The organism is Haemophilus sp. HMSC066D02 (assembly GCF_001810545.1).
GTDB lineage: Bacteria > Pseudomonadota > Gammaproteobacteria > Enterobacterales > Pasteurellaceae > Haemophilus_D.
Map to the genome: position 1 here is coordinate 465,360 of NZ_KV801804.1, position 26,652 is coordinate 492,011.

Below are 26,652 nucleotides of genomic sequence, written 5' to 3' on the forward strand. Positions count from 1 at the left end.
AATATAAAAAAACCGCACATCAAAGTGCGGTCATTTTTAATTAAGATTTTAAAGAATTAATTACTCTTCACCCAACAATTTCAACTCACGTTGTCTTACTTGGGATTTTAAGATTTCAGCAAATTCTTCAATCGTGAAAGTACCTAAATCTGCACCTTTACGGGTACGTACAGCCACTTTGCCTTCTGCGATTTCTTTATCACCGCAAACAAGCATATAAGGCACGCGACGTAAGGTATGTTCGCGGATCTTGAAGCCAACTTTTTCATTACGTAAATCAGCTTTAACACGTAATCCCGCATCAGAAAGTTGTTTCACCACTTTTTGAACATAATCTGCTTGGCTATCGGTAATGTTCATCACAATCGCTTGAACTGGTGCTAACCATGCCGGGAAGAAACCCGCATATTCTTCAGTAATAATACCGATGAAACGTTCAATCGAACCTAAAATCGCACGGTGAATCATAACTGGTGTACGACGATCGTTATCTTCAGCCACATAAGATGCATTTAAACGACCAGGTAATGCAAAGTCTAATTGGATAGTACCGCATTGCCATTCACGATCTAAGCAGTCACGTAATGCAAACTCAATTTTCGGACCATAGAATGCACCTTCACCCTCTTGAATTTCATATTCAAGACCGTTATGTGCTAATGCTGCCGCAAGACCTGCTTCTGCACGATCCCACATATCATCTGCACCGATACGTTTTTCTGGGCGAGTAGATAGTTTCACCTGGATATTTTGGAAACCGAACGTGCTGTAAATGTCGTAAACCATTTTAATACAGCTGGTTACTTCACTTTCAATTTGATCTTCAGTACAGAAAATGTGTGCATCATCTTGAGTGAAACCACGTACACGCATTAAACCGTGTAAAGAACCTGATGGTTCGTTACGGTGACAAGAACCAAATTCTGCCATACGGATTGGCAAATCACGGTAAGATTTTAAACCTTGGTTAAAGATTTGAACGTGTCCTGGGCAGTTCATTGGTTTAATCGCATATTCACGGTTTTCTGATTGTGTAGTAAACATCAAATCGCCGTAGTTTTGCCAGTGACCTGTTTTTTCCCATAACACACGGTCCATCATGAACGGACCTTTCACTTCTTGATAATCGTATTCTTTTAATTTTGTACGAACGAAGGTTTCCAATTCACGGAAAATTGTCCAACCATCGTTATGCCAGAACACCATACCCGGTGCTTCTTCTTGCATATGATATAAATCTAACGCTTTACCGATTTTACGGTGGTCACGTTTTGCCGCTTCTTCTAAGCGAGTTAAGTATTCCGCTAATTGTTTTTTATCAGCCCACGCCGTACCATAGATACGTTGTAACATTTTATTTTTGCTATCACCACGCCAGTAAGCACCTGCAACTTTCATTAATTTAAAGTTGTGGCAGAAACGCATATTTGGCACATGTGGTCCACGACACATATCAATGTATTCTTCGTGATGATAAAGCGCAGGCGTTGCGGTGCGTTCGATGTTTTCATCTAAGATAGCCATTTTGTATGGCTCACCGCGTTTTTCAAAAGTATCTCTTGCTTCTTGCCAGCTTACCGGAGTTTTGATCACGTCATAATTGGTTTTCGCCAATTCAAGCATACGTTTTTCGATAGCATCAATGTCTTCTTGCGTTAAAGAACGGTCTAAATCCACATCATAATAGAAGCCATTTTCAATCGTTGGACCGATTGCCATTTTGACATCTGGGAATAATTGTTTGATTGCGTGACCGAGCAAGTGTGCGCAAGAGTGACGAATAATTTCTAAACCGTCTTCATCTTTTGCTGTAATAATTTCAAGGTTGGCATCTTCATTGATGATGTCACACGCATCACGACGTTCACCGTTTACACGGCCAGCAATGGTTGCTTTGGCAAGACCGGCTCCGATATCTTGAGCTACTTCTAACACAGAAACTGGACGATCAAATTCACGTTTAGAACCGTCCGGTAAAGTAATAATAGGCATAATTTTTCCTTATACAGTGGTCGCCCATACGAAAGGCAACATGCAAATAATGATTAAAAACAAACCGCACTTTCATTCACTCCCACTATCGAGCAAACCAAGTGCGGCGGAGAATTTTAGCACTTTCCACCACACTTGTTAATATCTCGCTGAATTCTTTCCAATGAGTAAATAATGATTTTCCTGATAGCTACTTTATCTATTCAAAATTTCCGATAAAATGACCGCACTTTTGATAAACAGCAATTAAAGGAAACTCTATGAACGTATTAGTATTGAAATCAAGCATCCTTGCAGATAACTCTCAAAGTAATAAATTAGCCGATTACACCATTGAAAAATTAAAAGACCACAACATTGTGGTACGTGATTTAGCGGCGCAACAACTTCCCCATTTTGATGCAACGGCGGCAACTGCGGTACGTGGCGAACCTAAAACTGCAGAAGAAAATGCACTTTTAGCCTTATCTGATGAGTTAGTGGCTGAATTAAAAGCCGCTGATATTATTGTAATTGGTGCACCTATGTATAACTTAGGCATTCCAACACAACTTAAATCTTATTTTGATTTTATTGCGCGTCCTCGTGTGACTTTCCAATACACCGCAAATGGCCCTGAAGGTTTACTTCAAGGTAAAAAAGCGATTGTATTAGCAAGCTTTGGGGGCATGTATGATGAAAACAACAATGTGACAAATTACTTAAAAGCCATTTTAGGTTTTGTTGGCATTACCGATGTTCAGTTTGCTTATGCAAAAGGTATCGGATTAGGTGCTGAAGCGATTGAAAAAGCACAACGTTCAGCAAGAAATAAAATTGATGAGATTGTTGCATCTCTCTAATTACTAAAATCCCCAGATAAGCCATTTTGAGATATGCCTCGAAATGGCTTTTTTCTAATCAACTTCCTCTATTTTTAATATCTTTGGTTAAAAATTAAAAAAATATTGTAAAATCACGCCAAATTTTTGATTATTTTCTTGACTTATGCATTATGTACTAGTTTAATAGTGCAGAAGTTCAAAATACAGGATTGATTATGAAAAATACCCCTTTTATTGCGGTGACCTCTCAACCGGTTCCCTATCATGCTGACACCACCGCAATTTTTAATACGCTTTGCAAACAGAACTCAAATTCTCTTCTCCTCGACTCTGCCGAAATTGGCAGTAAAAACAGCTTACAGAGCCTTATTCTAATTAATGCTGCCGTTAAAATTACTTGCCTAGGCAATCAAGTGACCTTTAGAGCACTAAATGCGAACGGAAAACAAGTGTTAAATGAAATTCATCCAGTATTAAGCCAACTCGGTACCGTAAGTGCAGTCAATTTTGAGAATGAATTTTCTGTACAATTTGCGCCACTCGATAATCAATTAGATGAAGACAGTAAATTACAAGCCGCAACCATTTTTGATGGACTTCGTGTAATTTCTAACCATTATCAACATAGCAGCACACCTGTCTTTTTAGGTGGTTTATTTGCTTATGATTTGGTGGCAAATTTTATTCCAATGCAAGGTGTTGAATTAAAAGATGATGGCATTAACTGCCCAGATTACAGTTTCTATCTCGCAGAAAACTTAATCACCATCGATCACCAAAGCCAACAAGCTACATTAAAAAGCTTCTGTTTTAGCCAAGAAGAGCAAGTGGAAGTCGCGAAAACCGCACTTTCTATTGCACAAAAATTAAGAAATATTGATGGCGTACTTTCCATTAAAGCAGCAAGTGATGAGGTCAACACCAACTTTGAAGATCCTGAATTTATCGGCATTGTCAAAGCATTAAAACATCATATTAATATTGGTGATGTGTTCCAAATTGTGCCATCTCGCCGTTTTTCATTAGCTTGCCCGAATACCCTTGCGAGCTATGCACAATTAAAACATAACAATCCAAGCCCTTATATGTTCTACATGAACGATGAGGATTTCATTTTATTCGGTGCATCACCAGAAAGTGCGTTGAAATATGCACCAGATAATCGTCAATTAGAAATTTACCCAATTGCAGGTTCTCGCCCACGTGGTTTTGATGCCCATGGCAATATTGACCCTGAATTGGATGCGCGTTTGGAATTAGAACTACGTCTTGATCATAAAGAGCAAGCTGAACATTTAATGTTAGTAGATTTAGCCCGTAATGACATTGCTCGTGTTTGCCAAAGCGGTACACGTAAAGTGGCAGAATTAATGCAAGTGGATCGCTATTCTCACATCATGCATTTGGTTTCTCGCGTAGTGGGTAAACTTCGTCCTGAACTTGATGCCTTACACGCTTATCAAGCTTGCATGAATATGGGGACGTTAACTGGTGCGCCTAAAATCAAAGCGATGCAGTTAATCTATCAATTTGAACAGCAAAAACGTCACAGCTACGGCGGTGCGGTCGGCTATCTCACCTCTGATGGTCATTTTGATACCTGTATCGTGATTCGTTCTGCTTTTGTACAAAATGGCATTGCCCATATTCAAGCAGGTTGTGGTGAAGTGTTGGATTCTGATCCTCAAATGGAAGCGGATGAAACTCGCCATAAAGCGGCTGCAGTGCTTAAAGCAATCAAACAAATCAATACCCAAGCAAAATAAGGACGATAAATTATGGCTAATATTCTCTTTTTAGATAATTTTGATTCATTCACTTATAACTTAGTGGATCAATTCCGTGTGCTTGGGCATAACGTAAAAATTTATCGTAATGACACCAATTTAGAGCAAGTGGTACAAGAGGCATTAAATACACCGGATACGATTCTTGCACTCTCTCCAGGACCAGGTACTCCGGCTGAAGCAGGTATCTTGCTCCCGCTCATTGAACGTTTAAAAAATAATGTGCCAATTATTGGTATTTGCTTAGGCCATCAAGCGCTTATTCAAGCCTTTGGTGGAGAGGTTGTACATGCAGGCGAAGTATTACATGGTAAAGTATCGCGCATTCAACACGATAACCAAGCCATGTTTAAAGATATTGCCAACCCAATGCCTGTGGCTCGTTATCACTCTTTGATGGGTAAAAATCTGCCTGACGAATTTATTGTCAATGCCGATTACAATGGTATCGTGATGGCAATTCGTCATAAAACCTTGCCAATTTGTGCTTTCCAATTCCACCCAGAAAGCATCCTTACTGTGCAAGGTTCCAAATTATTACAACAATCTGTGGAATGGTTATTAAACAGAGATTAAGGAAGAAAAATGATTACCGTATATGGATTAAAAGAAGTGCTTGCACCTCGTCGTCAAGATATTGCTGAAGTAATTTATAACTGTTTAAACCTTGGTTTAGACATTCCTCGTGGAAAGCATGCGATTCGTTTTTTATGTTTAGATAAAGAAGATTTTCTTTATCCTATCGATCGTAACGATGATTATACCGTTATTGAAATTAACCTGATGCAAGGTCGTATGGAAGGTACAAAAAAACGTTTAATCAAAATGCTCTTCAGCGAACTCGAATACAAAATTGGTATTAAATCTCACAACGTTGAAATTACGATTAAAGAACAACCGGCGCATTGTTGGGGTTTCCGTGGTATGACTGGCGATGAAGCGCGCGATTTAGATTACGATATTTACGTATAAAGGACGAGATTATGCAAACGGCTCAATTATTAGAACAACTTTACAACGGAAAAACACTTAATAAAGAAGAAAGTGCGGTCATTTTTAATGCCATTATGCAAGGCGAACTGAATAACGAACAAATTGCTGCCATGCTGATTGCATTAAAAGTACGTGGCGCCACTATCGATGAATTAAGTGGTGCGGTATCAGCATCCTTGAACAATGCCAAATCATTCCCTCGTCCTGATTACCCTTTTGCGGATATTGTAGGAACGGGTGGCGATGGTCAAAACACAATTAATATTTCTACTGCAAGTGCCATTGTTGCAGCCTCTATGGGTGCAAAAGTAACAAAACACGGTAACCGTAGCGTATCAAGCAAATCAGGTGCCAGTGATGTATTAACCGCACTCGGTGTAAATGTGAATGTCACACCAGAACAAGCTCGTCAAGCGCTTGATGATATTGGCGTATGTTTCTTATTTGCTCAACAATATCACAGTGGGTTTAAACATGTGGCCCCTGTTCGTGCGGCATTAAAAACACGTACGCTTTTTAATATTTTAGGTCCATTAATTAACCCTGCTCGCCCAACTTATCATTTGCTTGGCGTGTATGCCCCTGAATTAGTGAAAACCTATGCTGAAACCGCTGTCGCATTAGGTCATCAACATACTTTTGTGGTTCATGGTGCGGGTCTAGATGAAGTCGCCGTACATGGTGAAACGCAAGTGGCAGAAATTAAAAACGGCAATATTGACTACTTCACCTTAACGCCAGAAGATTTTGGTTTAAAAACACAATCTTTAGAAAGTTTACGTGGTGGCGAACCGCAAGAAAATGCCCAATATCTGACTGCTCTTTTACAAGGTAAGGGCAAAGCTGAACATGCTAATGCGGTAGCCGCAAATGTCGCATTATTGTTGAAATTATTTGATCATGATGACTTAAAACAAAATGTTCAAAATGTGTTGGCTCACCTTGCATCAGGCAAAGCGTTTGAGACACTACAACATTTGACAAAATATTAAGATAAAGGCTGATTTGATACGCCACAATAAAGCTCCAATAAATAAGAAGAAAAATTATGATCACGCAAGATTTCACCAAACCAATTGACTCTGCTACGGTGCTACAAAAAATCGTCTTAGACAAAGCGCAATGGGTTAAAGCAAAGGAAGCTGAATTTCCGCTTTCACAATTTAAAGAAAACATTCAAAAATCTGACAGCTCTTTTTATGATGCGTTGACTAAAGGCACCCATCAAAAGCCTGCTTATATTTTGGAATGTAAGAAAGCTTCCCCTTCTAAAGGATTAATTCGTGATGAATTTAATTTAGACGAAATCGCCAATGTGTATAAACATTATGCGTCGGCTGTTTCTGTGCTAACGGATGAGAAATACTTCCAAGGTAAATTTGATTATTTGCCGCAAGTACGTGACGTTGTCTCACAACCTGTATTGTGCAAAGATTTTATGATCAGCGAATATCAGGTGTATCTTGCGCGCTACTATCAAGCTGATGCTATTTTATTGATGCTTTCAGTGGTGAATGATGAAACCTATCGCATACTGGCTGATCTGGCACATTCTCTCGGCATGGGGGTATTAACAGAAACCAGCAATGAAGAAGAATTTGAGCGTGCCCTTGCATTAGGTGCAAAAATCATCGGTGTTAACAATCGTAATCTTCACGATCTCACCGTTGATTTAAACCGCGTGGTAGAACTCACACAAAAATATGCCGATCGCATTCCTAGTGATGCACGTATTATCAGCGAATCTGGTATTTATAATCACAGCCAAATTCGTGATTTGCAAAAAGTGGCACATGGCTTTTTAATCGGCAGCAGCCTAATGGGCAGCCCAGATTTAAATAATGCTGTGCGTGAAGTGATTTTTGGCGAAAATAAAGTATGCGGTTTAACTCGCACACAAGATGTCAAAGAGGTTTACGCAAACGGAGCATTATACGGCGGCTTAATTTTCGTCGAACATTCAAAACGTTGTGTGAGCCTACGTCAAGCTCAAGAATTAGTGACAGCATCACCACTTCGTTTTGTGAGCGTGTTCCAGAATCAAGAAATTGATTTTATTGTAAAAATCGCTAAACAATTGCAGCTTTATGCTGTTCAGCTACACGGTTCAGAAACGGCCGAATTTATTACCGCACTTCGTCACCAACTGCCTGAAGAAATACAAATTTGGAAAGCCATTTCGGTGAATACTGAAGCACAAAGTGCGGTTGATTTTACTGATGATTTAAATATCGCACGCTATATTTTCGATAGCCAATCCGCTAATCAACAAGGTGGCACAGGAAAAACCTTTAATTGGTCAGTCATTCCTGAAAACTTGAAACACAAAATTATTTTGGCTGGTGGCATTTCACCCGACAATATTGAACAAGCCATTAAGCAAGGTTGCTTAGGTGTTGATCTCAATTCTGGTGTAGAAGCTGCTGCTGGCGTAAAAGACAGCGAAAAAGTGCGATCAGTTTTTAATAAGATTTTATCAAATTAATCTGATTGCTAAGGGGAAGCATTATGCAAAGAACAGCGTTAGTAACCGGCGCAACTGCCGGATTTGGTGCGGCAATTTGTCGCACACTTATTGAAAATGGTTATCGTGTAATTAGCACAGGGCGCCGCGTAGCTCGTTTAGAACAATTACAACAAGAATTAGGTGAAAACTTCCACTTTCTTGCCTTTGATATTTCAGATCGCCAAGCAACAGAAGAGGCTTTCCATTCCCTTCCCGCTAATTGGCAATCCATTGATTTATTGGTGAATAATGCAGGTTTAGGATTAGGCTTAGAAAGTGCAGATAAAGCGAGTTTAGACGATTGGATGCAAATGATTGATACCAATATTAAAGGTCTCGTCACCATCACTCGTCTTGTGTTACCACAAATGGTTGAACGCAATTCAGGTCATATTATTAATTTAGGCTCAATTGCAGGTACTTATCCTTATCCAGGTGGCAATGTATACGGTGGCACTAAAGCTTTTATAAAACAATTTAGTTTAAATCTTCGAGCCGATCTTGCTGGTACACAAATTCGCGTGTCCAATGTTGAACCCGGTCTTTGTGGTGGAACTGAATTTTCTAATATCCGCTTTAAAGGTGATGATGCCCGAGCTAAAAAACTCTATGAAAATGTAGAATATGTCAGCCCACAAGATATTGCTAATATTGTGTTATGGCTCAATCAACAACCTGAACATGTCAATATTAATCGCATTGAAGTGATGCCTACTGCACAAACCTTTGCACCACTTAATGTCGCAAGAATTCAAAAATAACAAGGAAATATTATGTCAGCAACCCTTTTAAATCCTTATTTCGGTGAATTTGGCGGAATGTATGTACCGGAAATTCTCGTACCGGTACTACAACAGCTAGAAAAAGCCTTTGTTGAAGCAAAAGACGATCCTGAATTCCAACGTGAATTTCAAGATTTACTTAAAAATTATGCGGGCAGACCAACCGCACTTACCCTTTGCCGTAATTTAACCAAAGGCACAAAAGCAAAAATTTATTTAAAACGTGAAGATTTACTTCACGGTGGTGCCCATAAAACCAACCAAGTGTTAGGTCAAATTTTATTAGCAAAACGCATGGGTAAAACACGTATTATCGCAGAAACTGGTGCGGGCCAACATGGCGTGGCAACAGCCCTTGCTTGTGCAATGTTAGATATGCCTTGTCGTGTTTACATGGGGGCAAAAGACGTGGAACGCCAATCACCAAACGTCTTCCGTATGCGTTTGATGGGCGCAGAAGTGATTCCTGTACAAAAAGGTTCTTGCTCATTGAAAGATGCGTGCTGTGAAGCAATGCGTGATTGGTCAGCCAACTATGAAAACACCCATTATTTATTGGGTACAGCTGCAGGCCCTCATCCATTCCCAACCATTGTACGTGAATTCCAAAAAATGATTGGTGAAGAAACCAAACATCAAATCTTAGAAAAAGAAGGGCGTTTACCGGATGCTGTCATCGCGGCAGTCGGTGGTGGCTCGAATGCGATTGGTATGTTTACGGACTTTATTGATGAAAAAGGCGTACGCTTAATTGGTGTGGAACCTGCTGGTCATGGCATCGAAAGTGGTGAACATGGTGCGCCATTAGGTCATGCAAAAGTGGGCATTTATTTCGGTATGAAATCACCTTTAATGCAAACTGAAGATGGTCAAGTGGAAGAATCCTACTCTATTTCTGCGGGCTTAGACTTCCCTTCTGTAGGGCCTCAACATGCTTACTTGCAAAGTATTGGTCGTGCAGAATACCCAAGTATTACAGATGATGAAGCATTAAACGCTTTCCAAGAATTAGCAAAACATGAAGGAATTATTCCTGCACTGGAAAGTTCTCATGCATTAGCACATGCGCTAAAAATGATTCATCAAGAACCGAATAAAGAACAAATTTTAGTGGTGAATCTCTCTGGTCGTGGTGATAAAGATATTTTCACCGTTGATAAAGTTTTAAAAGAAAAAGGAATGCAATAATGAGCCGTTTTGAAACTAAATTTGCAGAACTTGCAGCGAAAAAAGAAGGGGCTTTTGTACCTTTCGTTACATTATGCGATCCAACATTTGATCGCTCTTTTGAGATTATTTGCACGTTAGTCGAAAATGGCGCAGATGCTTTGGAATTAGGCTTTCCATTTTCTGATCCATTATTAGACGGCCCTGTTATTCAAGCGGCTAATAACCGTGCGCTCAATGCGGGTCATAGCACTGAAGACAGCTTTAAATTACTCGCTAAAGTGCGGTCAAAATATCCTGAGATTCCGATTAGTTTACTTCTTTGTGCGAATTTAATTTTTGCGAAAGGCTTAGATAATTTCTATCAACGCTGTGCAGAAGTCGGCGTAGATGCGGTTTTAGTGGCAGATATTCCACTATTGGCAAAAGAAGACTATGTTCAAGCTGCTAAAAAGCATGGCATTCAACCTGTCTTTATTTGCCCACCAAATGCTGATGCAAAAACCGTACAAGGTGTTGCTGAAAACAGCGAAGGCTATACCTATTTAGTTTCTCGTGCAGGTGTGACAAGTGCAGAGAATCAAGCTCATGCTGCAAACTTAGATACACTTGTAGAACAACTTAAAGCCCATAAGGCGCCACCAATTCTACAAGGTTTTGGTATTGCTCAACCAGCTCAGGTAAAAGAAGCCCTTCAACTGGGAGCAGCTGGTGCAATTTCAGGTTCTGCAACTGTAAAAATTATTGAGCGAAATTTAGATAATCAAGCTCAATGCTTAACTGAACTCGCTGAGTTTATCCGCAATATGAAAGCTGCAACCAAATAATAAATAAAAAAGTGCGGTTAAAATTAACCGCACTTTTGTTTTTCTTTTATTAATCCACAATTCGTAAATGAGATGCTGATTTCTGTGGTTTCTTTTCAGCTTTAGGTTTATCTACCGCTTCTGCAAAGCTTAATGGCTGTTCTGATGTCGGCTCACGATTGAGTTCATCGTAAATTTCTTCTGGCTCAAACATCACGCCATCACCATTTTCACGTGCATAAATAGCTAAAGCGGCACCCATCGGAATATATAACTCACGAGCCACACCTTTGAAACGTGCATTAAACTGAATAAAATCATTCGTTAATTGCAAATTCCCGGTTGCTCCCGCAGAAAGATTTAAGACGATTTGCCCATCTTTCACGTATTCTACAGGTACATTGGTACCATAATAATTAGCATCCACCACTAAATATGGGGTGAAATCGTTATCCACTAGCCAATCATAATAGGCTCTTAGTAAATAAGGGCGCTTTGGAGAAGGTGTGTGGGTCATTATTTATCATCCATTAAATTTTTAGGTGCAGCCTCACCTACAGATTGTAAAAATGAATCACGGCTAAATACACGATCCATATAGCCTTTGATTGCTTTGCTTCCTGTACCGCTGAATTCCACGCCCATATTACGTAGTTTCCATAATAATGGTGCAACATAACAATCAACCAAACCAAACTCTTCACTCATAAAATAAGGGGTTTGTTGGAAGATAACCGATACTGCTAACAATTCTTCTTTTAGCTGTTTTAATGCTTCTTCACGTTCAACTTCCGTGCCTTTTTCAGCAATTTCTAATGTTGGGTACCAATCTTGTTCGATACGTAACATTAAAAGACGGCTTTTCGCACGAGAAACCGGATAAACTGGCATAAGTGGAGGATGTGGAAAACGCTCATCAAGATATTCCATAATGATGCGTGAGCTGAATAACACTAAATCACGATCCACCAAGGTTGGTAATGTGCCGTAAGGATTTAATTCCATTAAATCTTCTGATAATGCTTGCAGATCAACTTCTTCGTTTTCGTAAGCGACACCTTTTCAGCTAAGACAATTTTTACCTGATGGCAGTAAATGTCATTTTTATTTGAAAAAAGAGTCATTACTGAACGTTTACTTGATGCATTGGACATTTATTCCTCCGAAGATCCAAAATAATCTATATACTTCTACTAAAAGCGGGCGATTATTTTAACATAACCGAGATCTAAATTGCCAATAATTTCTCATTTTTGTTTTTAAATCAAATAATTACAAACAAAAATAAGAAATCAAAGAATGGTGATTTTTAATTAATTTGTTTTTTACAGACATAAAAAAAGCAGAGATTGCTCTCTGCTTTCTTGAAACGATAATAAAAAATTAACGTTTGGAGTATTGTGGACGACGACGTGCTTTGTGTAAACCAACTTTTTTACGTTCAACGCGACGTGCGTCACGAGTAACGAAGCCAGCTGCACGAAGAGCAGGACGTAAAGTCTCATCATATTCCATTAATGCACGAGTGATACCGTGACGGATTGCACCCGCTTGACCAGAAATACCACCACCTTTAACAGTGATGTATAGGTCTAATTTATCAGTTAATTCCACTAATTCTAACGGTTGACGTACGATCATACGAGCTGTTTCGCGACCGAAATATACGTCTAATTCACGTTGGTTGATAGTGATTTTACCACTGCCCGGTTTGATAAATACACGAGCTGAAGAGCTTTTGCGGCGACCAGTGCCGTAGTTTTGATTCTCTGCCATTTCCTAAACCTCGTGATTAAATGTCTAATACTTGTGGTTGTTGTGCTGCGTGTTGGTGTTCTGCACCTGCATACACTTTTAATTTACGGAACATTGCACGGCCTAATGGACCTTTTGGCAACATACCTTTAACCGCAATTTCAATCACCGCTTCAGGACGGCGAGCGATCATTTCTTTGAAAGTCGCTTGTTTGATACCACCTACATAGCCAGTGTGCCAGTAGTAAAGTTTATCTGTTTCTTTACGACCAGTTACTGCCACTTTGTCTGCGTTGATAACGATGATGTAATCACCAGTATCTACGTGTGGAGTGTACTCAGCCTTGTGTTTACCACGAAGACGGCGTGCTAATTCAGTAGCTAAACGACCTAAAGTTTTACCTGTCGCATCTACCACATACCAGTCACGTTTTACTGTTTCCGGTTTTGCTACAAAAGTTTTCATTAATTAATTACCAAAATATAAGTTTGATACCCAGTGTTCCATACTGATTGAAACACAACCATTAATCTTAATCTCCACCCCTTCGAGTGTGATCTCGATAAAATAATGCACGGTGGGAATCCGTGCATTTACAGGGTCGGCACATTATACCTATTTTTAGAAAAAATGCTAACTTTTTGTGCAAATAAATTGATTTTCTTTTAAAATACAACGCACAATAAACAATCATTAATTTCATTCATTATTTTGATGAAATCATTGAAATTGACGCATATTAGTTCTTATCTTATGATAAGTGCATTCTAATAAAAAACGTAAGAAGGCATGCTATGAGCTACGCAAACGAAATTAACACATTAAATCAACATCTTGCTGATACTAACAAAAAAATTAATGTCTCCTTTGAATTCTTTCCGCCTAAAAATGAAAAAATGGAAAGCATGCTTTGGGATTCCATCCATCGCTTAAAAGTATTAAATCCTAAATTTGTTTCCGTCACCTATGGTGCAAACTCTGGCGAACGTGATCGTACACATAGCATCGTGAAAACCATTAAAGCAGAAACAGGCATAGAAGCCGCACCACATTTAACAGGTATTGATGCAACACCTGAAGAATTAAAAGAAATTGCAAAAGATTATTGGGATAGCGGTATTCGTCGCATTGTGGCATTACGCGGTGATGAGCCAAAAGGCTATGCCAAAAAACCTTTCTATGCGGCTGATTTAGTTGAACTACTCCGCTCCGTAGCTGATTTTGATATCTCAGTTGCAGCATATCCTGAGGTTCACCCTGAAGCAAAATCAGCACAAGCAGATTTAATCAATTTGAAACGTAAAATTGATGCAGGCGCTAATCATGTCATTACTCAATTCTTCTTTGATATTGATAGTTATCTTCGCTTCCGTGACCGCTGTGCATCCATTGGTATTGAGGCTGAAATTGTTCCGGGTATTCTACCTGTAACTAACTTCAAACAACTTCAAAAAATGGCATCATTTACGAATGTAAAAATTCCAGCATGGTTGGCTAAAGCATATGAAGGATTAGATGATGATCCTACTACTCGCAATCTCGTCGCGGCGAGTGTGGCAATGGATATGGTAAAAATCCTTTCTCGTGAAGGTGTGAATGACTTCCACTTCTACACGTTAAATCGTAGCGAACTCACGTATGCGATTTGTCATACATTAGGCATTCGCCCTACAGCAAATCCATAAAAGAAAAGTGCGGTTAAAATTAACCGCACTTTTTTATTTCCACTATACTCGTCTAACTTGCCAAAAAGCTTTTTTCCAATAAGGGCTATTCATCGAAGAATAAATCACACCACCTTTGGTTGAAGCGTGTAAAAATTTATCTTCTTTCACATAAATCCCAACATGATAACCATTTGGTCCGCGTCCCGTTTTAAAGAAAATTAAATCGCCTGTTTGGATATCTTCTTTACGAACAAGTTTTCCGTAACCCGCTTGATCTTTCGTAGTTCGAGGAAGATTGATATTAAAACGATCAATAAAGGTCTTTTGCACAAAACCAGAACAATCAATACCGCCACGAGATTGTCCACCTAAGACATAAGGTGTACCCGCCCATTCATATTGTTGTTCACTTAACATGGCAATGGCTATAATCGGATCACCAATCTGACCTTTATAGTTCATCGCATACTCTTCACGAATACCACTTGAACAAGCAAAAAGCAAAAAACTTCCTGCGACTAAAAAAGCACATTTAATCTTATTCATGTTCAATCCTGACAAAAGTGCGGTCAAAAACGACCGCACTTTTCTTACTATTGTTTTGGCTTGGTGTTTTCCACACGAGCACGTAATTTTTGCCCTGGCTTGAATGCCACTACACGGCGAGCAGAAACAGGAATGCTTTCACCTGTTTTTGGATTACGCCCCGGACGGGAAGCTTTATTACGAAGTTCAAAATTACCAAAACCTGATAATTTTACTTCACCACCAGATTCTAACGATAAACGAATTTCCTCAAAAAAGTCTTCCACTAATGCTTTAGCTTCAGCTTTTTGTAATTGATACTTATCTAATAAGTATTCAGTAATATCAATTTTTGTAATCGTTGCCATGTTAGTCTCCTGTTTAGTCTCTAAGCTCCGCATTAAAGCGTTGTTTAACTTCGTTTAATACAGCAGAGATTACCGCATTAATCTCATCATCTTCAAGCGTTTTTTCATTATCTTGAATAGTTAAACTGATTGCTAAGCTCTTATGTCCGCTAGCAACGCCAATGCCTTGATATACATCGAATAAATTGACTTGTGTTAATTTTTCTCCGCCAGCTTGCTTACATGCTTCGATAATATCGCCTGCTGACACATTATCAGCAACGACTAAAGCTAAGTCACGACGGTTTGCTGGGAATTTTGAAATCTCTTTAGCTTGAACCACACGACGATTTGCAATGGCATCCCATAAAATTTCAAAAACAACTGCTTTGCCATTTAATCCTAGTTTTTGAGCGATAAGTGGATGAATAGTTCCAATAAAACCAATTTCTTTTCCATCTAATTCAATTGAAGCAGATTGTCCTGGGTGCAATGCACTGTGTGCTTTTGCCACAAACTTAACACGACTCCCCACTTCAGTGAGAGAAAGAATGCTTTCTAAATCACCTTTAAGATCAAAGAAATCAACATTTTCGGCCTTACCTGTCCAAGATTCAGATTTAGCGGTACCTGTAATTACACCAGCAAGAACAAACTCTTGGCGAATGCCAAATTCTGCATTAGCATCAGGAATAAAACGTAATCCCGTTTCAAATAAACGTACGCGGTTTTGCTGGCGATTTTGGTTGTATAACACCGCACCGAGTAATCCACTTAACAATGAAACGCGCATCGCTGACATTTCAACTGAAATTGGGTTTGGCAATACAAGTGCATCAATTTCTGGATGAAGTAAAGTCTGTACTTTTGGATCAACGAAGCTATAAGTAATTGCTTCTTGATAATCTGCATCAACAAGAGCAGTTTTAATTCGGCTTAAATCTAAATCAGACTCTTTATGTTCACGCATACGAAGATGTGCTAATGGTGCATTATTTGGAATGCTGTTATAGCCATAAATACGTGCTACTTCTTCAATGAGATCTTCTTCGATTTCAATATCAAAACGCCAGCTTGCTGAGGTCACGGTCCAAACATCATTAGCATATTTCACAGCAAAACCTAAACGCTCAAAAATCTCGGTCACGGTTTCAGTTTCGATATGATGACCTAATAAGCTATCTAATTTTTCACGACGTAAAGTGACCTCATTGACTTTTGGTAAATATTGCTCACTCACAACTTCACAAATTTCGCCTGCTTCACCGCCACAAATTTCGAGTAACAGTGCTGTTGCTCTTTCCATTGCGTGACGTTGTAGCGTAAAATCAACACCGCGTTCAAAACGATGTGAAGAATCAGTGTGTAAACCGTATTGTCTTGCACGTCCCGCAATCGCTAGTGGTGCAAAGAATGCTGCTTCTAAAATTACATCTTTTGTTGTTTCAGCATCAACACCGCTAGCTTGACCACCAAAGATACCTGCCATTGCTAATGGACCAGTTTGGTCTGCAATCACTAAAGTATTCGGTTGTAATTTTGCGGTTGTACCATCTAATAAAACAAGTTCTTCGCCGTTATTGGCTAAACGTACTTGAACAGGTTGAGATACTTTTGATGCATCAAAAGCATGCATTGGTTGACCTAATTCAAGTAAAACATAGTTGGTAATATCTACAATAGGATCGATAGAACGAATACCACAACGACGTAATTTTTCTTGTAACCAAATTGGTGATTGCGCTTTAACATTGACATTTTTCACCACGCGCAATAAATAACGAGGGCATGCTTCTGGCGCGTTTAATTCAATTTGAACTTTATCTGAAATCGTTGCCGGTACGGCATCAAAGTGCGGTTGATTAACAACTTGTTTATTAACCACGCCAACTTCACGTGCAACACCTGCAATGCTTAAACAATCTGCACGGTTTGGCGTTAAACTAATTTCAATGGCTTTATCATCTAAATCTAAATATTCACGTAGATTTGTGCCTACTGGTGCATCTAACGGTAATTCAATAATACCATCTGCATCCACATCAATGCCTAACTCAGAAAATGAACAAAGCATCCCTTCTGAAGGTTGGCCACGTAATTTAGTCTTCTTAATTTTAAAATCAACAGGCAATACAGCGCCTTCAGTTGCACATGCTACTTTTAAACCTTGACGGCAATTTGGTGCACCACAAACGATATCTAATAAGCGCTCGCCACCAACATTTACTTTAGTGACACGTAATTTATCTGCATCTGGGTGTTGCGCACATTCAACAACTTCACCCACAACAACACCTGTAAAGTCGCCAGCTACTTTTTCAACACCATCAACTTCTAAACCAAGCATCGTGATTTGATCACATAACTGCTCTGTTGAAATTGATGGATTAACCCATTCTCTCACCCAATTCTCGCTAAATTTCATTATCTCTGTATCCTTTATTGATGAACGTGTTACGTTCTGAATTAATCATTATCGTCAATTTAACCCAACGGTTAATTACTTAAATTGTTTTAAAAAACGTAAGTCGTTTTCAAAGAATGAACGTAAATCTGTGACGTTGTAGCGTAACATGGTTAAACGCTCAACCCCCATGCCTACTGCGAAGCCAGAATATTCATTTGGATCAATACCTACGTTACGTAACACATTAGGATGCACCATACCACAACCTAATACTTCTAACCATTTTCCGTTTTTACCCATTACATCTACTTCTGCAGAAGGTTCGGTAAATGGGAAATAAGAAGGACGGAAACGAACTTGTAAATCTTCTTCAAAAAATGCACGTAAGAAATCGTGTAATAAGCCTTTTAACTCAGTGAAGTTTGCTTTTTTATCTACATAAAGCAATTCAATTTGATGGAACATTGGTGTATGTGTTTGATCGTAGTCGTTACGATATACACGACCAGGTGCCATAATACGAATAGGCGGTTGCATTTTTTCCATGGTACGAATTTGCACACCTGAGGTTTGTGTACGGAGTAATAATTCAGGATTAAACCAAAAAGTATCATGATCAGCACGTGCTGGGTGATGTTTAGGGATATTTAATGCATCGAAATTATAATAATCACTTTCAATTTCGGGACCGGTTTCCACAGAAAAACCTAACTCTGAAAAGAATTTTGTTACGCGATTAATGGTAATAGTCACTGGGTGTAAACCACCCGTTTCTGTTTTACGACCAGGAAGACTCACATCAATACGCTCTTTTTCCAATTTCGCATTGAGTTCTGTTTGCTCCCATTCTGCTTTTTTAGCATTTAAAAAATCTAATGCCGCTTGTTTTGCTTCATTGATTTTAGCGCCCATTGCTGGACGCTCTTCTGCAGCAACATTACGCAATTCTTGCATAAGTTGGGTGAAATGCCCTTTTTTACCAAAATATTCCACACGAATTTCATCTAATGTGGCTAAACTTTTATTTTCGATTTGCTCAATCGCTGATTTTGCTTTCTCAACAAGATCTTTCAGATGTTGCATAGTTTCCCCTGATTATCTTTTCTAACTAAAAATACACTTAATGATAATACTAACTCATTAAAAAATCACGCGTTTATTAGTGAATTGATGTTTCAGATGAAAAATGACAAAGATTTTTGCTATTTTTTGAGATATATCACAGTAATTTTTAACATTTTGGATAGAATGAAGGAGAATCGAGCATGTCTAGGAGGCGTATTATGTGGAAATCAATTTCTCAAGTCTTAGCTGATCAATTTGGTGCTTACTATAACATCAAAGAAAAAAACAAAGTTCCTGGTGGCGAAGTGAATGAAACTTGGCTTATTACGGATGGAATCCAACCAGTCTTTGTTAAAGTGAATGAACGGTCCTATCGTTCAATGTTTCGTGCAGAAGCTGACCAATTAAACCTACTAGGCAAAACCAATACAATCCGACTTCCGCAAGTATATGGTATAGGCTGTTCTCAAAACCATAGTTTCTTATTATTAGAAGCGCTTCCTATTACTCAACAAACCAATGCAACGCCACATTTTGCTGAAGAATTAGCAAAACTCCATCAAGTGTCTGGCACTAAAAACTATGGATTAGATTTTGATACTTGGCTTGGTCCTGAGTATCAGCCAAATAAATGGAATGGAAGTTGGGCGAAGTTTTTTGCAGAACAGCGTATTGGATGGCAATTACAACTCTGCAAAGATAAAGGTTTAGGCTTTGGTGATATTGATTTAATTATTGAAAAAGTAAAACACAAACTTTCAAAACATAATCCTAAACCTTCTTTGTTACATGGTAACTTATGGATTGAAAATACCGCTATTGTAGGAAATCAAACCTTTACTTACGATCCTGCTTGCTACTGGGGTGATAGAGAGTGCGATTTAGCATTCAGTGAGCTTTTCCAACCTTTCTCAGCTGAATTCTATGAAATTTATGACCGCACTTTCCCACTTGATAAAGAAGGTTTTGAAGAAAGAAAACACCTTTATCAGCTCTATTATTTACTAAATTTCAGCCATCGTTTTAATGGAAGTTATATTAACTTAACCACTAAATTGATTGAAGAACTTCTACTTGAATAATTTCTTAAACATCAGATAAAAAAAGAGCGTAATTTTCATTACGCTCTTTCTATCTTCTCTATCTATTATTTTTGATAAAGAGGTGCTGGACCTTGAGTTCCACCGTTAACTTGACCACCTTCTTGTAATTTTAATACAGAACCAGAAGCAGTGATTTCTACACGACGGTTTGGACGTAAACAGTCTTTCTCAGCTTTACTTGCGTGTTTGTAACCGTTACAAGCTTTAACTTGTGGTACTTTACCGTAACCAACAGCTGTAATTTCAGATGTTACACCATCTTCAATTAAACGAGCTTTAACACGGTTTGCACGACGTTGAGAAAGATCTAAGTTGTAAGCATCAGAACCTAAACGGTCAGTGTAACCTGCAACTTTAACTTCTTTAGCACCAGTTTCTTTTAATTGTGCTGCAACGTTATCAACAACTTCTTTACCACGTGGAGTTAAAGTATCTTTATCGAAGTCGAACAAGAAGTCACCACTTAAAGTAAATGCTGAGTTTCCGTTACAACCGTTTGGATACCAGAAGAAGCTTTGAGCATTGTGGTTTTTGTCAAATAATATTTTGTATTGACAAATTTTGTGAACACCATTCTCACGATAGTTGAACGCATAATCCCACTCTTCAACACCGTATAAACCTTCAGAGAAGTGTGGACGACCGATTAGGTTATATAATTGGTCTTTGTTCATACCACGTTCGATCATACGAACGTTATCCCAGTTTGGCCATGAACCAAATTGGCTACCATCATGGTTGAAACCAGCTTTATCAATCTTAGGCCATACGAGTTGTGGTACTTGTTGACCATCAACTTCTTTATATTCTGGAGTACCAGCTTCTGTAACTTTGCTTAAGTTACCACAAGCAGCAACTGTCGCTACTGCTACTGCAGATAATAAAATACGAGATAATTTCATTTCTTTACCTTTTTACTGTTAAGGTGCAATCCTTGCAAGAAGAACCTACACAACTAAACTTTATAAATTTTACAAATAAAACTATAAAAAGTTTCATGGCGTATGGTAGTCATAATTCTTTAACTTGTAAATAAAAAAACATTAAAAAATGATTTTTTATGGAACTTTTTTGTAAAGTTGTGTAAAGAGTTGTCAAATAAGTAAATTTTTTTCTTATTGAATAAAATCCTGTCCATTTTTTGTTAAATTTCGATGGATAATTCCCTCAATACTCTCTTCAGCTTGCTTACCTATTTTTTGTAAAAGTGGCTTTTTCACTTTATATTTCACCGCGATCACAGACTTATCTTTCATTTTTTCAAGAATAATATCATCACTGGTTGCTAACTCATCGACTAGTTGAAGCGCTAAGGCTTGTTGACCGAACCAATGCTCACCAGTTGCGACTTTATCCACATCTAAGTGCGGTCGATTTTGAGCCACAAATTGTTTAAATAATTGATGAGTTTCCTCAAGTTCTGCTTGGAATTTCTGTTTTCCTTTTTCAGTATTTTCACCTAATACTGTAACGGTGCGTTTAAATTCTCCAGCGGTCATCACATCAACATCGACATCATGTTTTTTCAATAAACGATGAATATTGGGAATTTGAGCTACAACACCAATAGAACCGATGATCGCAAAAGGTGCGGAAACAATTTTATCTGCCACACAAGCCATCATATACCCACCACTTGCAGCAACCTTATCTACTGCAACTGTTAATTTAATTCCTTTTTGTTTTAAGCGAGCTAACTGCGAGGCAGCCAAACCATAACCATGAACAACACCACCTGGGCTTTCTAAACGTAGTAAGACCTCATCATCGACTTTTGCTACATTAATAATCGCCGAAATTTCCTCTCGAAGTGCGGTCGTTTCGGATGCCGAAATATCACCTTTAAAATCGAGCACATAAACACAAGGTTTAGGCGTTTCTTTCTCACCATTTTTTAATTTCGCTTTTAATGCCTTTGCTTCTTGCTTTTTCGCTTTTTTCTCCGCTTTTTCGGCTTGTTTAAGTTCTTCTTCTGAAAGCTGAAAATCGCGTAAATGCTTTACCGTATCCTTAAATTCTTCTGAAAGATCTGTCACGACCAACTCACCATGATGTGTTGCATTACGCTGTTTTGCCGAAATAATCATTGCGACAATAGCGGCAATCACAAGTAAAATCGTTAAAATCTCCAAAATAAAAATGCCATAGCCGGTCAAAATATCAGACCACATAGTTTTCTCCTAAAATAAAGTGAAGGCATTATTTTACTGTGCAAGCCTGATTTACACTAACTTTTTATGGAAAATTTTGCGATTTAAGGTAAACTAACGCAGTTTTATTGCCTAATTTATAATGAATTACAGAGGTTTATATGTCTAAAGTTGCATCCATTGTTGATGTGTTACAAGGTAAAATCGCTATTGGCGAAAAAGTTACCGTACGCGGCTGGGTTCGTACCCGTCGTGATTCCAAAGCTGGTCTTTCTTTCCTCGCTGTTTATGACGGTTCTTGCTTTGATCCTATTCAAGTTATCGTCAATAACGATATTGAAAATTATGAAAGTGAAGTATTACGCTTAACAACGGGTTGTTCTGTTATCGTAACCGGTACCATTGTTGAGTCACCTGCTGAAGGTCAAGCTGTTGAACTTCAAGCTGAAAAAGTAGAAGTGACAGGGTTTGTAGAAGATCCTGACACTTATCCAATGGCAGCAAAACGTCACTCAATTGAATACTTACGTGAAGTAGCTCACTTACGTCCTCGTACCAATATTATCGGTGCCGTGGCGCGTGTTCGTCACTGCTTAGCACAAGCTATTCATCGTTTCTTCCATGAACAAGGCTTCTATTGGGTCGCTACCCCATTAATTACCGCTTCAGATACTGAAGGTGCGGGTGAAATGTTCCGTGTTTCAACGCTTGATTTAGAAAACCTTCCTCGTGGTGAAGATGGCAAAGTTGATTTCAGCCAAGACTTCTTCGGAAAAGAGTCATTTTTAACGGTTTCAGGACAATTAAACGGTGAAACTTATGCGTGCGCATTAAGCAAAATCTATACTTTTGGTCCTACATTCCGTGCTGAAAATTCAAATACAACTCGTCACCTTGCAGAATTCTGGATGGTTGAACCTGAAGTCGCTTTCGCAACGCTTGCTGACAATGCTAAATTAGCAGAAGATATGTTGAAATACGTGTTCCGTGCAGTACTTGCTGAGCGTAAAGATGACTTAAAATTCTTTGAAAAACACGTAGATAAAGATGTGATTACTCGTTTAGAAAACTTTGTAAACTCTGATTTTGCTCAAATCGACTATACCGATGCAATCGACGTGTTATTAAAATCAGGTAAGAAATTCGAGTTCCCTGTTTCTTGGGGTATCGATTTATCTTCTGAACATGAACGTTTCTTAGCAGAAGAATATTTCAAATCACCTGTTGTCGTGAAAAACTATCCAAAAGATATCAAAGCCTTCTATATGCGTTTAAATGATGATGGTAAAACTGTGGCCGCAATGGATGTTCTTGCACCTGGAATTGGTGAAATCATTGGCGGTTCTCAACGTGAAGAACGTTTAGACGTATTAGATAAACGTATGGAAGAAATGGGCTTAAATCCTGAAGATTACTGGTGGTATCGTGATCTTCGTAAATATGGTACCGTACCACATTCAGGTTTCGGTCTTGGTTTTGAACGCTTAATCGTTTATGTAACTGGCGTACAAAATATTCGCGATGTGATTCCATTCCCTCGCGCACCAAGAAATGCAAATTTCTAAAAATATTGTTTAAATTGACCGCACTTTTTTTAAAGTGCGGTCATCATTTTAGGCGATAAATTTATCCCCTATTCCATTTATTGTGTTTGAATCAATCTTTCAAATACATCACATTAAGGAAAGTAGAAATGGACAAAATTAAACAACTCTTTGCTAACAACTACAGTTGGGCGCAAAGAATGAAAGAAGAGAATTCCACTTATTTTAAAGAACTTGCCGATCACCAAACACCTCATTATCTTTGGATTGGTTGCTCTGATAGCCGTGTTCCTGCTGAAAAACTCACAAATCTTGAACCGGGCGAATTATTTGTTCATCGTAATGTTGCTAACCAAGTTATTCATACGGATTTTAACTGCCTTTCAGTTGTACAATATGCCGTTGATGTACTCAAAATTGAACATATTATTATTTGCGGTCATACAAATTGTGGTGGTATTAAAGCAGCGATGCAAGATCACGATCTAGGGTTAATCAATAACTGGTTGCTCCATATTCGTGATATTTGGTTTAAACACGGGCATCTATTAGGCAATCTTTCAGCAGAAAAACGTTCAGATATGCTCACTAAATTAAATGTTGCAGAGCAAGTTTATAACCTAGGACGCACATCTATCGTAAAAAGCGCTTGGGAGCGTGGACAAAAACTCTCCCTACATGGCTGGGTATATGATGTAAATGATGGATTCTTAGTAGATCAAGGTGTTATTGCAACCAGTCGGGAAACTCTTGAAATCTCTTACCGTAATGCGATTGCTCGCCTATCTAGCCTAGCGGAAGAAGATATCCTGAAAAAAGAACTTCCAGAAAACGAAGAATAAAAAAAAAGTGTGGTTAAATCTAATGAAATTTAACCGCACTTTTTATTTCAAACTTACTATTTAACTAACTCTGTTTGCATATACATCAAACGATCAATATTCGTTAAATAATGTCCTAACTCTTGGGATTCTGGCTTATGAATATAAGGGATTTTACCTAGCAAAGGCGCATCAATCTGAGCCTCTAAAATATCTACCACCTCTTTATAATGCCCTAAACAAGGGTTAATTCGATTTGCAATCCAGCCTAATAAAGGAACGCCAAGCTGTTTAATCACTTGAGCTGTCAGCAATGCATGGTTAATACAGCCTTCTTTGATACCAACAACCAACACAACAGGCATTTTATGCTCAACAACCCAATCAGCAAAACTCTTACCTTCTGCCATTGGTGTGAGTAACCCAAATGAACCTTCCACCACAACAGATTGATATTTTTGAACTAATGTTGTTAAGGCTTGGTTAATCTTATTTAATTTAATGCGTGATTTATCTCGAGTCAGCATCGGCAAGGAATGAGCAAAAGTATAGCTATTTACTTCTTGATAAGATACGGGCTCATTCGTTGCATCCATTAAAGCTAACACATCTGAATTATTGTCAGCATCATAATCTGTTTGGGATTCATTAGACTGATTTTCGACAGGATAGATACCCTCTTCACAGCTACAAGCTATTGGCTTATAACCCACAATTCGCACGCCCTTTGCTTGTAATGCCTGAATAATGGCACGGCAGGCGGTGGTCTTGCCCACGTCGGTATCTGTACCTGCCACAAAGAAACTACTCATTTTCATTCTCCTTTTAAAAGTGCGGTGAATTTTAAATGAGTTTTTTGAAGAAAATATTGAGGTAAAGCAAGATTTGAAGATTTTTACGAAAAAATAAGAAGGTTATTTGATCTCACTCAAACTATTAAATAACCCATCATCCTGTTTTGGCATTTGAAGGTAAAATCCTTGCTGAGTAATTTTCTCCATTACTTCATCTTTATCAGCATGAACAAGCGGCTTACTTCCCTTCAAATTGAAAGGCATAAGAAACTGAGGCTTGCCAAAACTCTGCATTAATATATCCGGTACGGCTGAAAAATCATCTCGTTTGGAAATATAAAGATAGCAGCCTGGTTTACGTTTACTTTTATAAATTGCACATAACATTTCATATTGCTCCAAAAAGAAAAAACCTACCAGATAATCTCTGATAGGTTTTATTTTACGAAAGTTTAATTATTTAGTCACAGCTTCTTTTACTTCAGCTGCTTTATTTGCTGCCGCATCTTTTGCTTCAGCCGCTTTATCAGCTGCCGCATCTTTTGTTTCTGAAGCTGAGTTTTTTACTGCTTCCATTTTAGAAGACATCGCATCTTTTGCTTCAGCCATTTTATTTGCTGCAGCATCTTTCATTTCAACTGCTTTATCTGCTGCTGCATCTTTTGCTTCAGAAGCTGCATTTTTTACTTCTTCCATTTTAGAAGACACTGCATCTTTTGCCTTAGCCATTTTATTTGCAGCAGCATCTTTCATTTCAGAAGCTTTATCAGCTACTGCTTCTTTTGTTTCAGCCATTTTATTTGCAGCTGAATCTTTTGCGTCAATTGCTGCATTTTTAACATCAGTTGCAACTTCTTTTGCTGCATCTTTAATTTGTGTTGCTGCATTTGCTGTTGCATCTTTTGCTGCTTCAACTTTTTGAGCTGTTTCTTGTTTATCGAAACAACCAGTTACGGCTAAAGATGCACCTAATACTAATACGGCTAATACTGATTTTTTCATTGTCATTCTCCATTTTATAATTAAGAATTAATCCAAAGCTATCTGCTTTGTGTGATCTAGTTTACGTAAAAAAAACTTAAAATAAAACATCTTCCAAAAAAATTTACATTTCTAAAGATATAGTTTTTTATAATACCTCTCTAAAACAACTATAACCCAATGAAATTAAAAGATTTGTAAAAAAGTTCATTATAAAAATTTTATTTTTTGTAAAGATAAAAAATCACTTTTTTGTGTTTTTTTTGAACAATCCCACTCAGTTAATTTGAATAATCCTTAACTATTGCTTTTACTTTTCAGTTACTTTTTTACGGCTGCAGATTGATCTTTTGTTTCAGAATCTACATTTTTTACTTCCTCTGCTTTAGAGCACACAGCATCTTTTGCTTCAGTCATTTTATTTTCCGCAACATGTTTAACATAGTTAGCTGCTGCAACCACAGCATCTTTAACTTGTACTGCCACGCTTACTGTGGCATCTTTTGCAGCTTCAACTTTAGAAGACATTACATCTTTTGCCTCTGAAAGCGAATCTTTTACTTCAGCAACTTTATCTTCGACAGCTTCTTTTGCTTTTACAGCTTTATCTTCAGCCGCATCTTTCACTTCAGCAG

26 protein-coding genes and 2 pseudogenes are annotated in these 26,652 nt (G+C 38.2%); 13 read left to right on the forward strand and 15 right to left on the reverse strand.

Features of this window, described 5'->3' with window-relative positions; genetic code table 11:
• Positions 1-60: 60 nt before the first annotated feature.
• Complete coding sequence (gene thrS / locus HMPREF2750_RS02500) at positions 61-1,992, reverse strand: threonine--tRNA ligase (RefSeq protein ID WP_070582446.1); 1,932 nt, start codon at positions 1,990-1,992, stop codon at positions 61-63.
• A 260-nt stretch (positions 1,993-2,252) separates the two neighbouring features.
• On the opposite strand from thrS, the gene HMPREF2750_RS02505 reads away from it, so the two are divergent.
• The 9 genes from HMPREF2750_RS02505 (at position 2,253) to trpA (ending at position 10,878) form a co-directional block, all read left to right on the forward strand.
• Positions 2,253-2,834, forward strand: coding sequence for an FMN-dependent NADH-azoreductase (locus HMPREF2750_RS02505; protein WP_054420397.1), 582 nt, complete (start codon positions 2,253-2,255; stop codon positions 2,832-2,834).
• Between the two features lie 197 nt (positions 2,835-3,031).
• Positions 3,032-4,582 carry an anthranilate synthase component I gene (trpE, locus tag HMPREF2750_RS02510; protein WP_070582447.1) on the forward strand — a complete coding sequence of 517 codons (1,551 nt, stop codon included), beginning with the start codon at positions 3,032-3,034 and terminating at the stop codon, positions 4,580-4,582.
• Positions 4,583-4,594: 12 nt separating this feature from the next.
• Entirely contained in the window at positions 4,595-5,179 is a 585-nt protein-coding gene (locus HMPREF2750_RS02515) for an aminodeoxychorismate/anthranilate synthase component II (protein WP_070582448.1), read from the forward strand.
• 9 nt (positions 5,180-5,188) lie between these two features.
• Positions 5,189-5,575, forward strand: coding sequence for a tautomerase family protein (locus HMPREF2750_RS02520; protein WP_005629316.1), 387 nt, complete (start codon positions 5,189-5,191; stop codon positions 5,573-5,575).
• An 11-nt stretch (positions 5,576-5,586) separates the two neighbouring features.
• Positions 5,587-6,588: an anthranilate phosphoribosyltransferase gene (gene trpD / locus HMPREF2750_RS02525; RefSeq protein ID WP_070582449.1), complete on the forward strand. Its 1,002-nt coding sequence runs from the start codon at positions 5,587-5,589 to the stop codon at positions 6,586-6,588.
• 56 nt (positions 6,589-6,644) lie between these two features.
• Positions 6,645-8,081: a bifunctional indole-3-glycerol-phosphate synthase TrpC/phosphoribosylanthranilate isomerase TrpF gene (gene trpCF / locus HMPREF2750_RS02530; RefSeq protein ID WP_070582450.1), complete on the forward strand. Its 1,437-nt coding sequence runs from the start codon at positions 6,645-6,647 to the stop codon at positions 8,079-8,081.
• Positions 8,082-8,104: 23 nt separating this feature from the next.
• Complete coding sequence (locus HMPREF2750_RS02535; protein WP_070582451.1) at positions 8,105-8,863, forward strand: SDR family oxidoreductase; 759 nt, start codon at positions 8,105-8,107, stop codon at positions 8,861-8,863.
• A gap of 12 nt (positions 8,864-8,875) precedes the next feature.
• The gene (gene trpB / locus HMPREF2750_RS02540; protein ID WP_070582452.1) at positions 8,876-10,072 is read left to right on the forward strand and encodes a tryptophan synthase subunit beta; all 1,197 of its coding nucleotides are present in this window, start codon (positions 8,876-8,878) and stop codon (positions 10,070-10,072) included.
• A complete protein-coding gene (trpA, locus tag HMPREF2750_RS02545; protein WP_070582453.1) occupies positions 10,072-10,878 on the forward strand; it encodes a tryptophan synthase subunit alpha in 807 nt (268 codons plus the stop codon). The genes trpB and trpA overlap by 1 nt, the downstream gene beginning before the upstream one ends.
• Positions 10,879-10,927: 49 nt before the next feature.
• Here the strand turns inward: trpA and HMPREF2750_RS02550 are convergent, their stop codons facing one another.
• The 4 genes and pseudogenes from HMPREF2750_RS02550 to rplM form a co-directional block, all read right to left on the reverse strand.
• Positions 10,928-11,374 carry a ClpXP protease specificity-enhancing factor gene (locus HMPREF2750_RS02550; RefSeq protein ID WP_049366607.1) on the reverse strand — a complete coding sequence of 149 codons (447 nt, stop codon included), beginning with the start codon at positions 11,372-11,374 and terminating at the stop codon, positions 10,928-10,930.
• Positions 11,374-12,011: pseudogene (sspA, locus tag HMPREF2750_RS02555) on the reverse strand (stringent starvation protein SspA). The gene HMPREF2750_RS02550 and the pseudogene sspA overlap by 1 nt, the downstream one beginning before the upstream one ends.
• A 229-nt stretch (positions 12,012-12,240) precedes the next feature.
• Positions 12,241-12,633 carry a 30S ribosomal protein S9 gene (rpsI, locus tag HMPREF2750_RS02560; RefSeq protein ID WP_005696173.1) on the reverse strand — a complete coding sequence of 131 codons (393 nt, stop codon included), beginning with the start codon at positions 12,631-12,633 and terminating at the stop codon, positions 12,241-12,243.
• Positions 12,634-12,649: 16 nt separating this feature from the next.
• Entirely contained in the window at positions 12,650-13,078 is a 429-nt protein-coding gene (gene rplM, locus HMPREF2750_RS02565) for a 50S ribosomal protein L13 (RefSeq protein WP_005628896.1), read from the reverse strand.
• 329 nt (positions 13,079-13,407) lie between these two features.
• On the opposite strand from rplM, the gene metF reads away from it, so the two are divergent.
• Positions 13,408-14,298 (forward strand): methylenetetrahydrofolate reductase, encoded by an 891-nt coding sequence (gene metF, locus HMPREF2750_RS02570; protein ID WP_070582454.1) that lies wholly within the window; start codon positions 13,408-13,410, stop codon positions 14,296-14,298.
• A gap of 42 nt (positions 14,299-14,340) precedes the next feature.
• On the opposite strand, the gene HMPREF2750_RS02575 is transcribed toward metF, so the two are convergent.
• The 4 genes from HMPREF2750_RS02575 to pheS all read right to left on the reverse strand — a co-directional run bounded on the left by HMPREF2750_RS02575 (position 14,341) and on the right by pheS (position 18,642).
• Complete coding sequence (locus tag HMPREF2750_RS02575; RefSeq protein WP_049383976.1) at positions 14,341-14,826, reverse strand: C40 family peptidase; 486 nt, start codon at positions 14,824-14,826, stop codon at positions 14,341-14,343.
• Positions 14,827-14,873: 47 nt separating this feature from the next.
• Positions 14,874-15,173, reverse strand: a complete 300-nt coding sequence (locus tag HMPREF2750_RS02580) for an integration host factor subunit alpha (RefSeq protein ID WP_005697518.1) — start codon at positions 15,171-15,173, stop codon at positions 14,874-14,876.
• 13 nt (positions 15,174-15,186) lie between these two features.
• Positions 15,187-17,577, reverse strand: a complete 2,391-nt coding sequence (gene pheT, locus HMPREF2750_RS02585) for a phenylalanine--tRNA ligase subunit beta (RefSeq protein ID WP_070582455.1) — start codon at positions 17,575-17,577, stop codon at positions 15,187-15,189.
• Positions 17,578-17,652: 75 nt separating this feature from the next.
• The gene (gene pheS / locus HMPREF2750_RS02590; RefSeq protein ID WP_070582456.1) at positions 17,653-18,642 is read right to left on the reverse strand and encodes a phenylalanine--tRNA ligase subunit alpha; all 990 of its coding nucleotides are present in this window, start codon (positions 18,640-18,642) and stop codon (positions 17,653-17,655) included.
• A gap of 200 nt (positions 18,643-18,842) precedes the next feature.
• On the opposite strand from pheS, the gene HMPREF2750_RS02595 reads away from it, so the two are divergent.
• On the forward strand, positions 18,843-19,706 hold the full coding sequence (locus HMPREF2750_RS02595) for a fructosamine kinase family protein (RefSeq protein ID WP_070582457.1): 864 nt from the start codon (positions 18,843-18,845) through the stop codon (positions 19,704-19,706).
• 65 nt (positions 19,707-19,771) lie between these two features.
• Here HMPREF2750_RS02595 and HMPREF2750_RS02600 read toward each other — a convergent pair whose 3' ends face one another.
• Both HMPREF2750_RS02600 and sohB read right to left on the reverse strand, forming a co-directional pair.
• Positions 19,772-20,629 carry an OmpA family protein gene (locus HMPREF2750_RS02600; protein WP_049365443.1) on the reverse strand — a complete coding sequence of 286 codons (858 nt, stop codon included), beginning with the start codon at positions 20,627-20,629 and terminating at the stop codon, positions 19,772-19,774.
• Positions 20,630-20,842: 213 nt separating this feature from the next.
• The gene (sohB, locus tag HMPREF2750_RS02605) at positions 20,843-21,898 is read right to left on the reverse strand and encodes a protease SohB (protein WP_070582458.1); all 1,056 of its coding nucleotides are present in this window, start codon (positions 21,896-21,898) and stop codon (positions 20,843-20,845) included.
• Positions 21,899-22,038: 140 nt separating this feature from the next.
• Here sohB and asnS point away from each other — a divergent pair, with 140 nt between their 5' ends.
• Together asnS and can are read left to right on the forward strand one after the other, a co-directional pair.
• Positions 22,039-23,442, forward strand: a complete 1,404-nt coding sequence (gene asnS, locus HMPREF2750_RS02610) for an asparagine--tRNA ligase (RefSeq protein ID WP_005696185.1) — start codon at positions 22,039-22,041, stop codon at positions 23,440-23,442.
• Between the two features lie 128 nt (positions 23,443-23,570).
• A complete protein-coding gene (gene can / locus HMPREF2750_RS02615; RefSeq protein ID WP_049366615.1) occupies positions 23,571-24,263 on the forward strand; it encodes a carbonate dehydratase in 693 nt (230 codons plus the stop codon).
• A gap of 56 nt (positions 24,264-24,319) precedes the next feature.
• On the opposite strand, the gene bioD is transcribed toward can, so the two are convergent.
• From bioD to HMPREF2750_RS10025, 4 genes and pseudogenes are all read right to left on the reverse strand, one after another.
• Positions 24,320-25,054, reverse strand: a complete 735-nt coding sequence (gene bioD, locus HMPREF2750_RS02620) for a dethiobiotin synthase (protein ID WP_070582459.1) — start codon at positions 25,052-25,054, stop codon at positions 24,320-24,322.
• A 102-nt stretch (positions 25,055-25,156) separates the two neighbouring features.
• A complete protein-coding gene (locus tag HMPREF2750_RS02625; protein WP_070582460.1) occupies positions 25,157-25,423 on the reverse strand; it encodes a YcgL domain-containing protein in 267 nt (88 codons plus the stop codon).
• Positions 25,424-25,492: 69 nt separating this feature from the next.
• Positions 25,493-26,038 carry a histone gene (locus HMPREF2750_RS02630; protein ID WP_049373402.1) on the reverse strand — a complete coding sequence of 182 codons (546 nt, stop codon included), beginning with the start codon at positions 26,036-26,038 and terminating at the stop codon, positions 25,493-25,495.
• A 300-nt stretch (positions 26,039-26,338) separates the two neighbouring features.
• A pseudogene (locus HMPREF2750_RS10025) lies at positions 26,339-26,652 on the reverse strand (histone); the annotation flags it as partial.

Bases quoted from the DNA above. Each gene is read 5' to 3' on its own strand.
- thrS (WP_070582446.1), bottom strand. From the start codon at position 1,992: ATGCCTATTATTACTTTACCGGACGGTTCTAAACGTGAATTTGATCGT.
- HMPREF2750_RS02505 (WP_054420397.1), top strand. From the start codon at position 2,253: ATGAACGTATTAGTATTGAAATCAAGCATCCTTGCAGATAACTCTCAA.
- trpE (WP_070582447.1), top strand. From the start codon at position 3,032: ATGAAAAATACCCCTTTTATTGCGGTGACCTCTCAACCGGTTCCCTAT.
- HMPREF2750_RS02515 (WP_070582448.1), top strand. From the start codon at position 4,595: ATGGCTAATATTCTCTTTTTAGATAATTTTGATTCATTCACTTATAAC.
- HMPREF2750_RS02520 (WP_005629316.1), top strand. From the start codon at position 5,189: ATGATTACCGTATATGGATTAAAAGAAGTGCTTGCACCTCGTCGTCAA.
- trpD (WP_070582449.1), top strand. From the start codon at position 5,587: ATGCAAACGGCTCAATTATTAGAACAACTTTACAACGGAAAAACACTT.
- trpCF (WP_070582450.1), top strand. From the start codon at position 6,645: ATGATCACGCAAGATTTCACCAAACCAATTGACTCTGCTACGGTGCTA.
- HMPREF2750_RS02535 (WP_070582451.1), top strand. From the start codon at position 8,105: ATGCAAAGAACAGCGTTAGTAACCGGCGCAACTGCCGGATTTGGTGCG.
- trpB (WP_070582452.1), top strand. From the start codon at position 8,876: ATGTCAGCAACCCTTTTAAATCCTTATTTCGGTGAATTTGGCGGAATG.
- trpA (WP_070582453.1), top strand. From the start codon at position 10,072: ATGAGCCGTTTTGAAACTAAATTTGCAGAACTTGCAGCGAAAAAAGAA.
- HMPREF2750_RS02550 (WP_049366607.1), bottom strand. From the start codon at position 11,374: ATGACCCACACACCTTCTCCAAAGCGCCCTTATTTACTAAGAGCCTAT.
- rpsI (WP_005696173.1), bottom strand. From the start codon at position 12,633: ATGGCAGAGAATCAAAACTACGGCACTGGTCGCCGCAAAAGCTCTTCA.
- rplM (WP_005628896.1), bottom strand. From the start codon at position 13,078: ATGAAAACTTTTGTAGCAAAACCGGAAACAGTAAAACGTGACTGGTAT.
- metF (WP_070582454.1), top strand. From the start codon at position 13,408: ATGAGCTACGCAAACGAAATTAACACATTAAATCAACATCTTGCTGAT.
- HMPREF2750_RS02575 (WP_049383976.1), bottom strand. From the start codon at position 14,826: ATGAATAAGATTAAATGTGCTTTTTTAGTCGCAGGAAGTTTTTTGCTT.
- HMPREF2750_RS02580 (WP_005697518.1), bottom strand. From the start codon at position 15,173: ATGGCAACGATTACAAAAATTGATATTACTGAATACTTATTAGATAAG.
- pheT (WP_070582455.1), bottom strand. From the start codon at position 17,577: ATGAAATTTAGCGAGAATTGGGTGAGAGAATGGGTTAATCCATCAATT.
- pheS (WP_070582456.1), bottom strand. From the start codon at position 18,642: ATGCAACATCTGAAAGATCTTGTTGAGAAAGCAAAATCAGCGATTGAG.
- HMPREF2750_RS02595 (WP_070582457.1), top strand. From the start codon at position 18,843: ATGTGGAAATCAATTTCTCAAGTCTTAGCTGATCAATTTGGTGCTTAC.
- HMPREF2750_RS02600 (WP_049365443.1), bottom strand. From the start codon at position 20,629: ATGAAATTATCTCGTATTTTATTATCTGCAGTAGCAGTAGCGACAGTT.
- sohB (WP_070582458.1), bottom strand. From the start codon at position 21,898: ATGTGGTCTGATATTTTGACCGGCTATGGCATTTTTATTTTGGAGATT.
- asnS (WP_005696185.1), top strand. From the start codon at position 22,039: ATGTCTAAAGTTGCATCCATTGTTGATGTGTTACAAGGTAAAATCGCT.
- can (WP_049366615.1), top strand. From the start codon at position 23,571: ATGGACAAAATTAAACAACTCTTTGCTAACAACTACAGTTGGGCGCAA.
- bioD (WP_070582459.1), bottom strand. From the start codon at position 25,054: ATGAGTAGTTTCTTTGTGGCAGGTACAGATACCGACGTGGGCAAGACC.
- HMPREF2750_RS02625 (WP_070582460.1), bottom strand. From the start codon at position 25,423: ATGTTATGTGCAATTTATAAAAGTAAACGTAAACCAGGCTGCTATCTT.
- HMPREF2750_RS02630 (WP_049373402.1), bottom strand. From the start codon at position 26,038: ATGAAAAAATCAGTATTAGCCGTATTAGTATTAGGTGCATCTTTAGCC.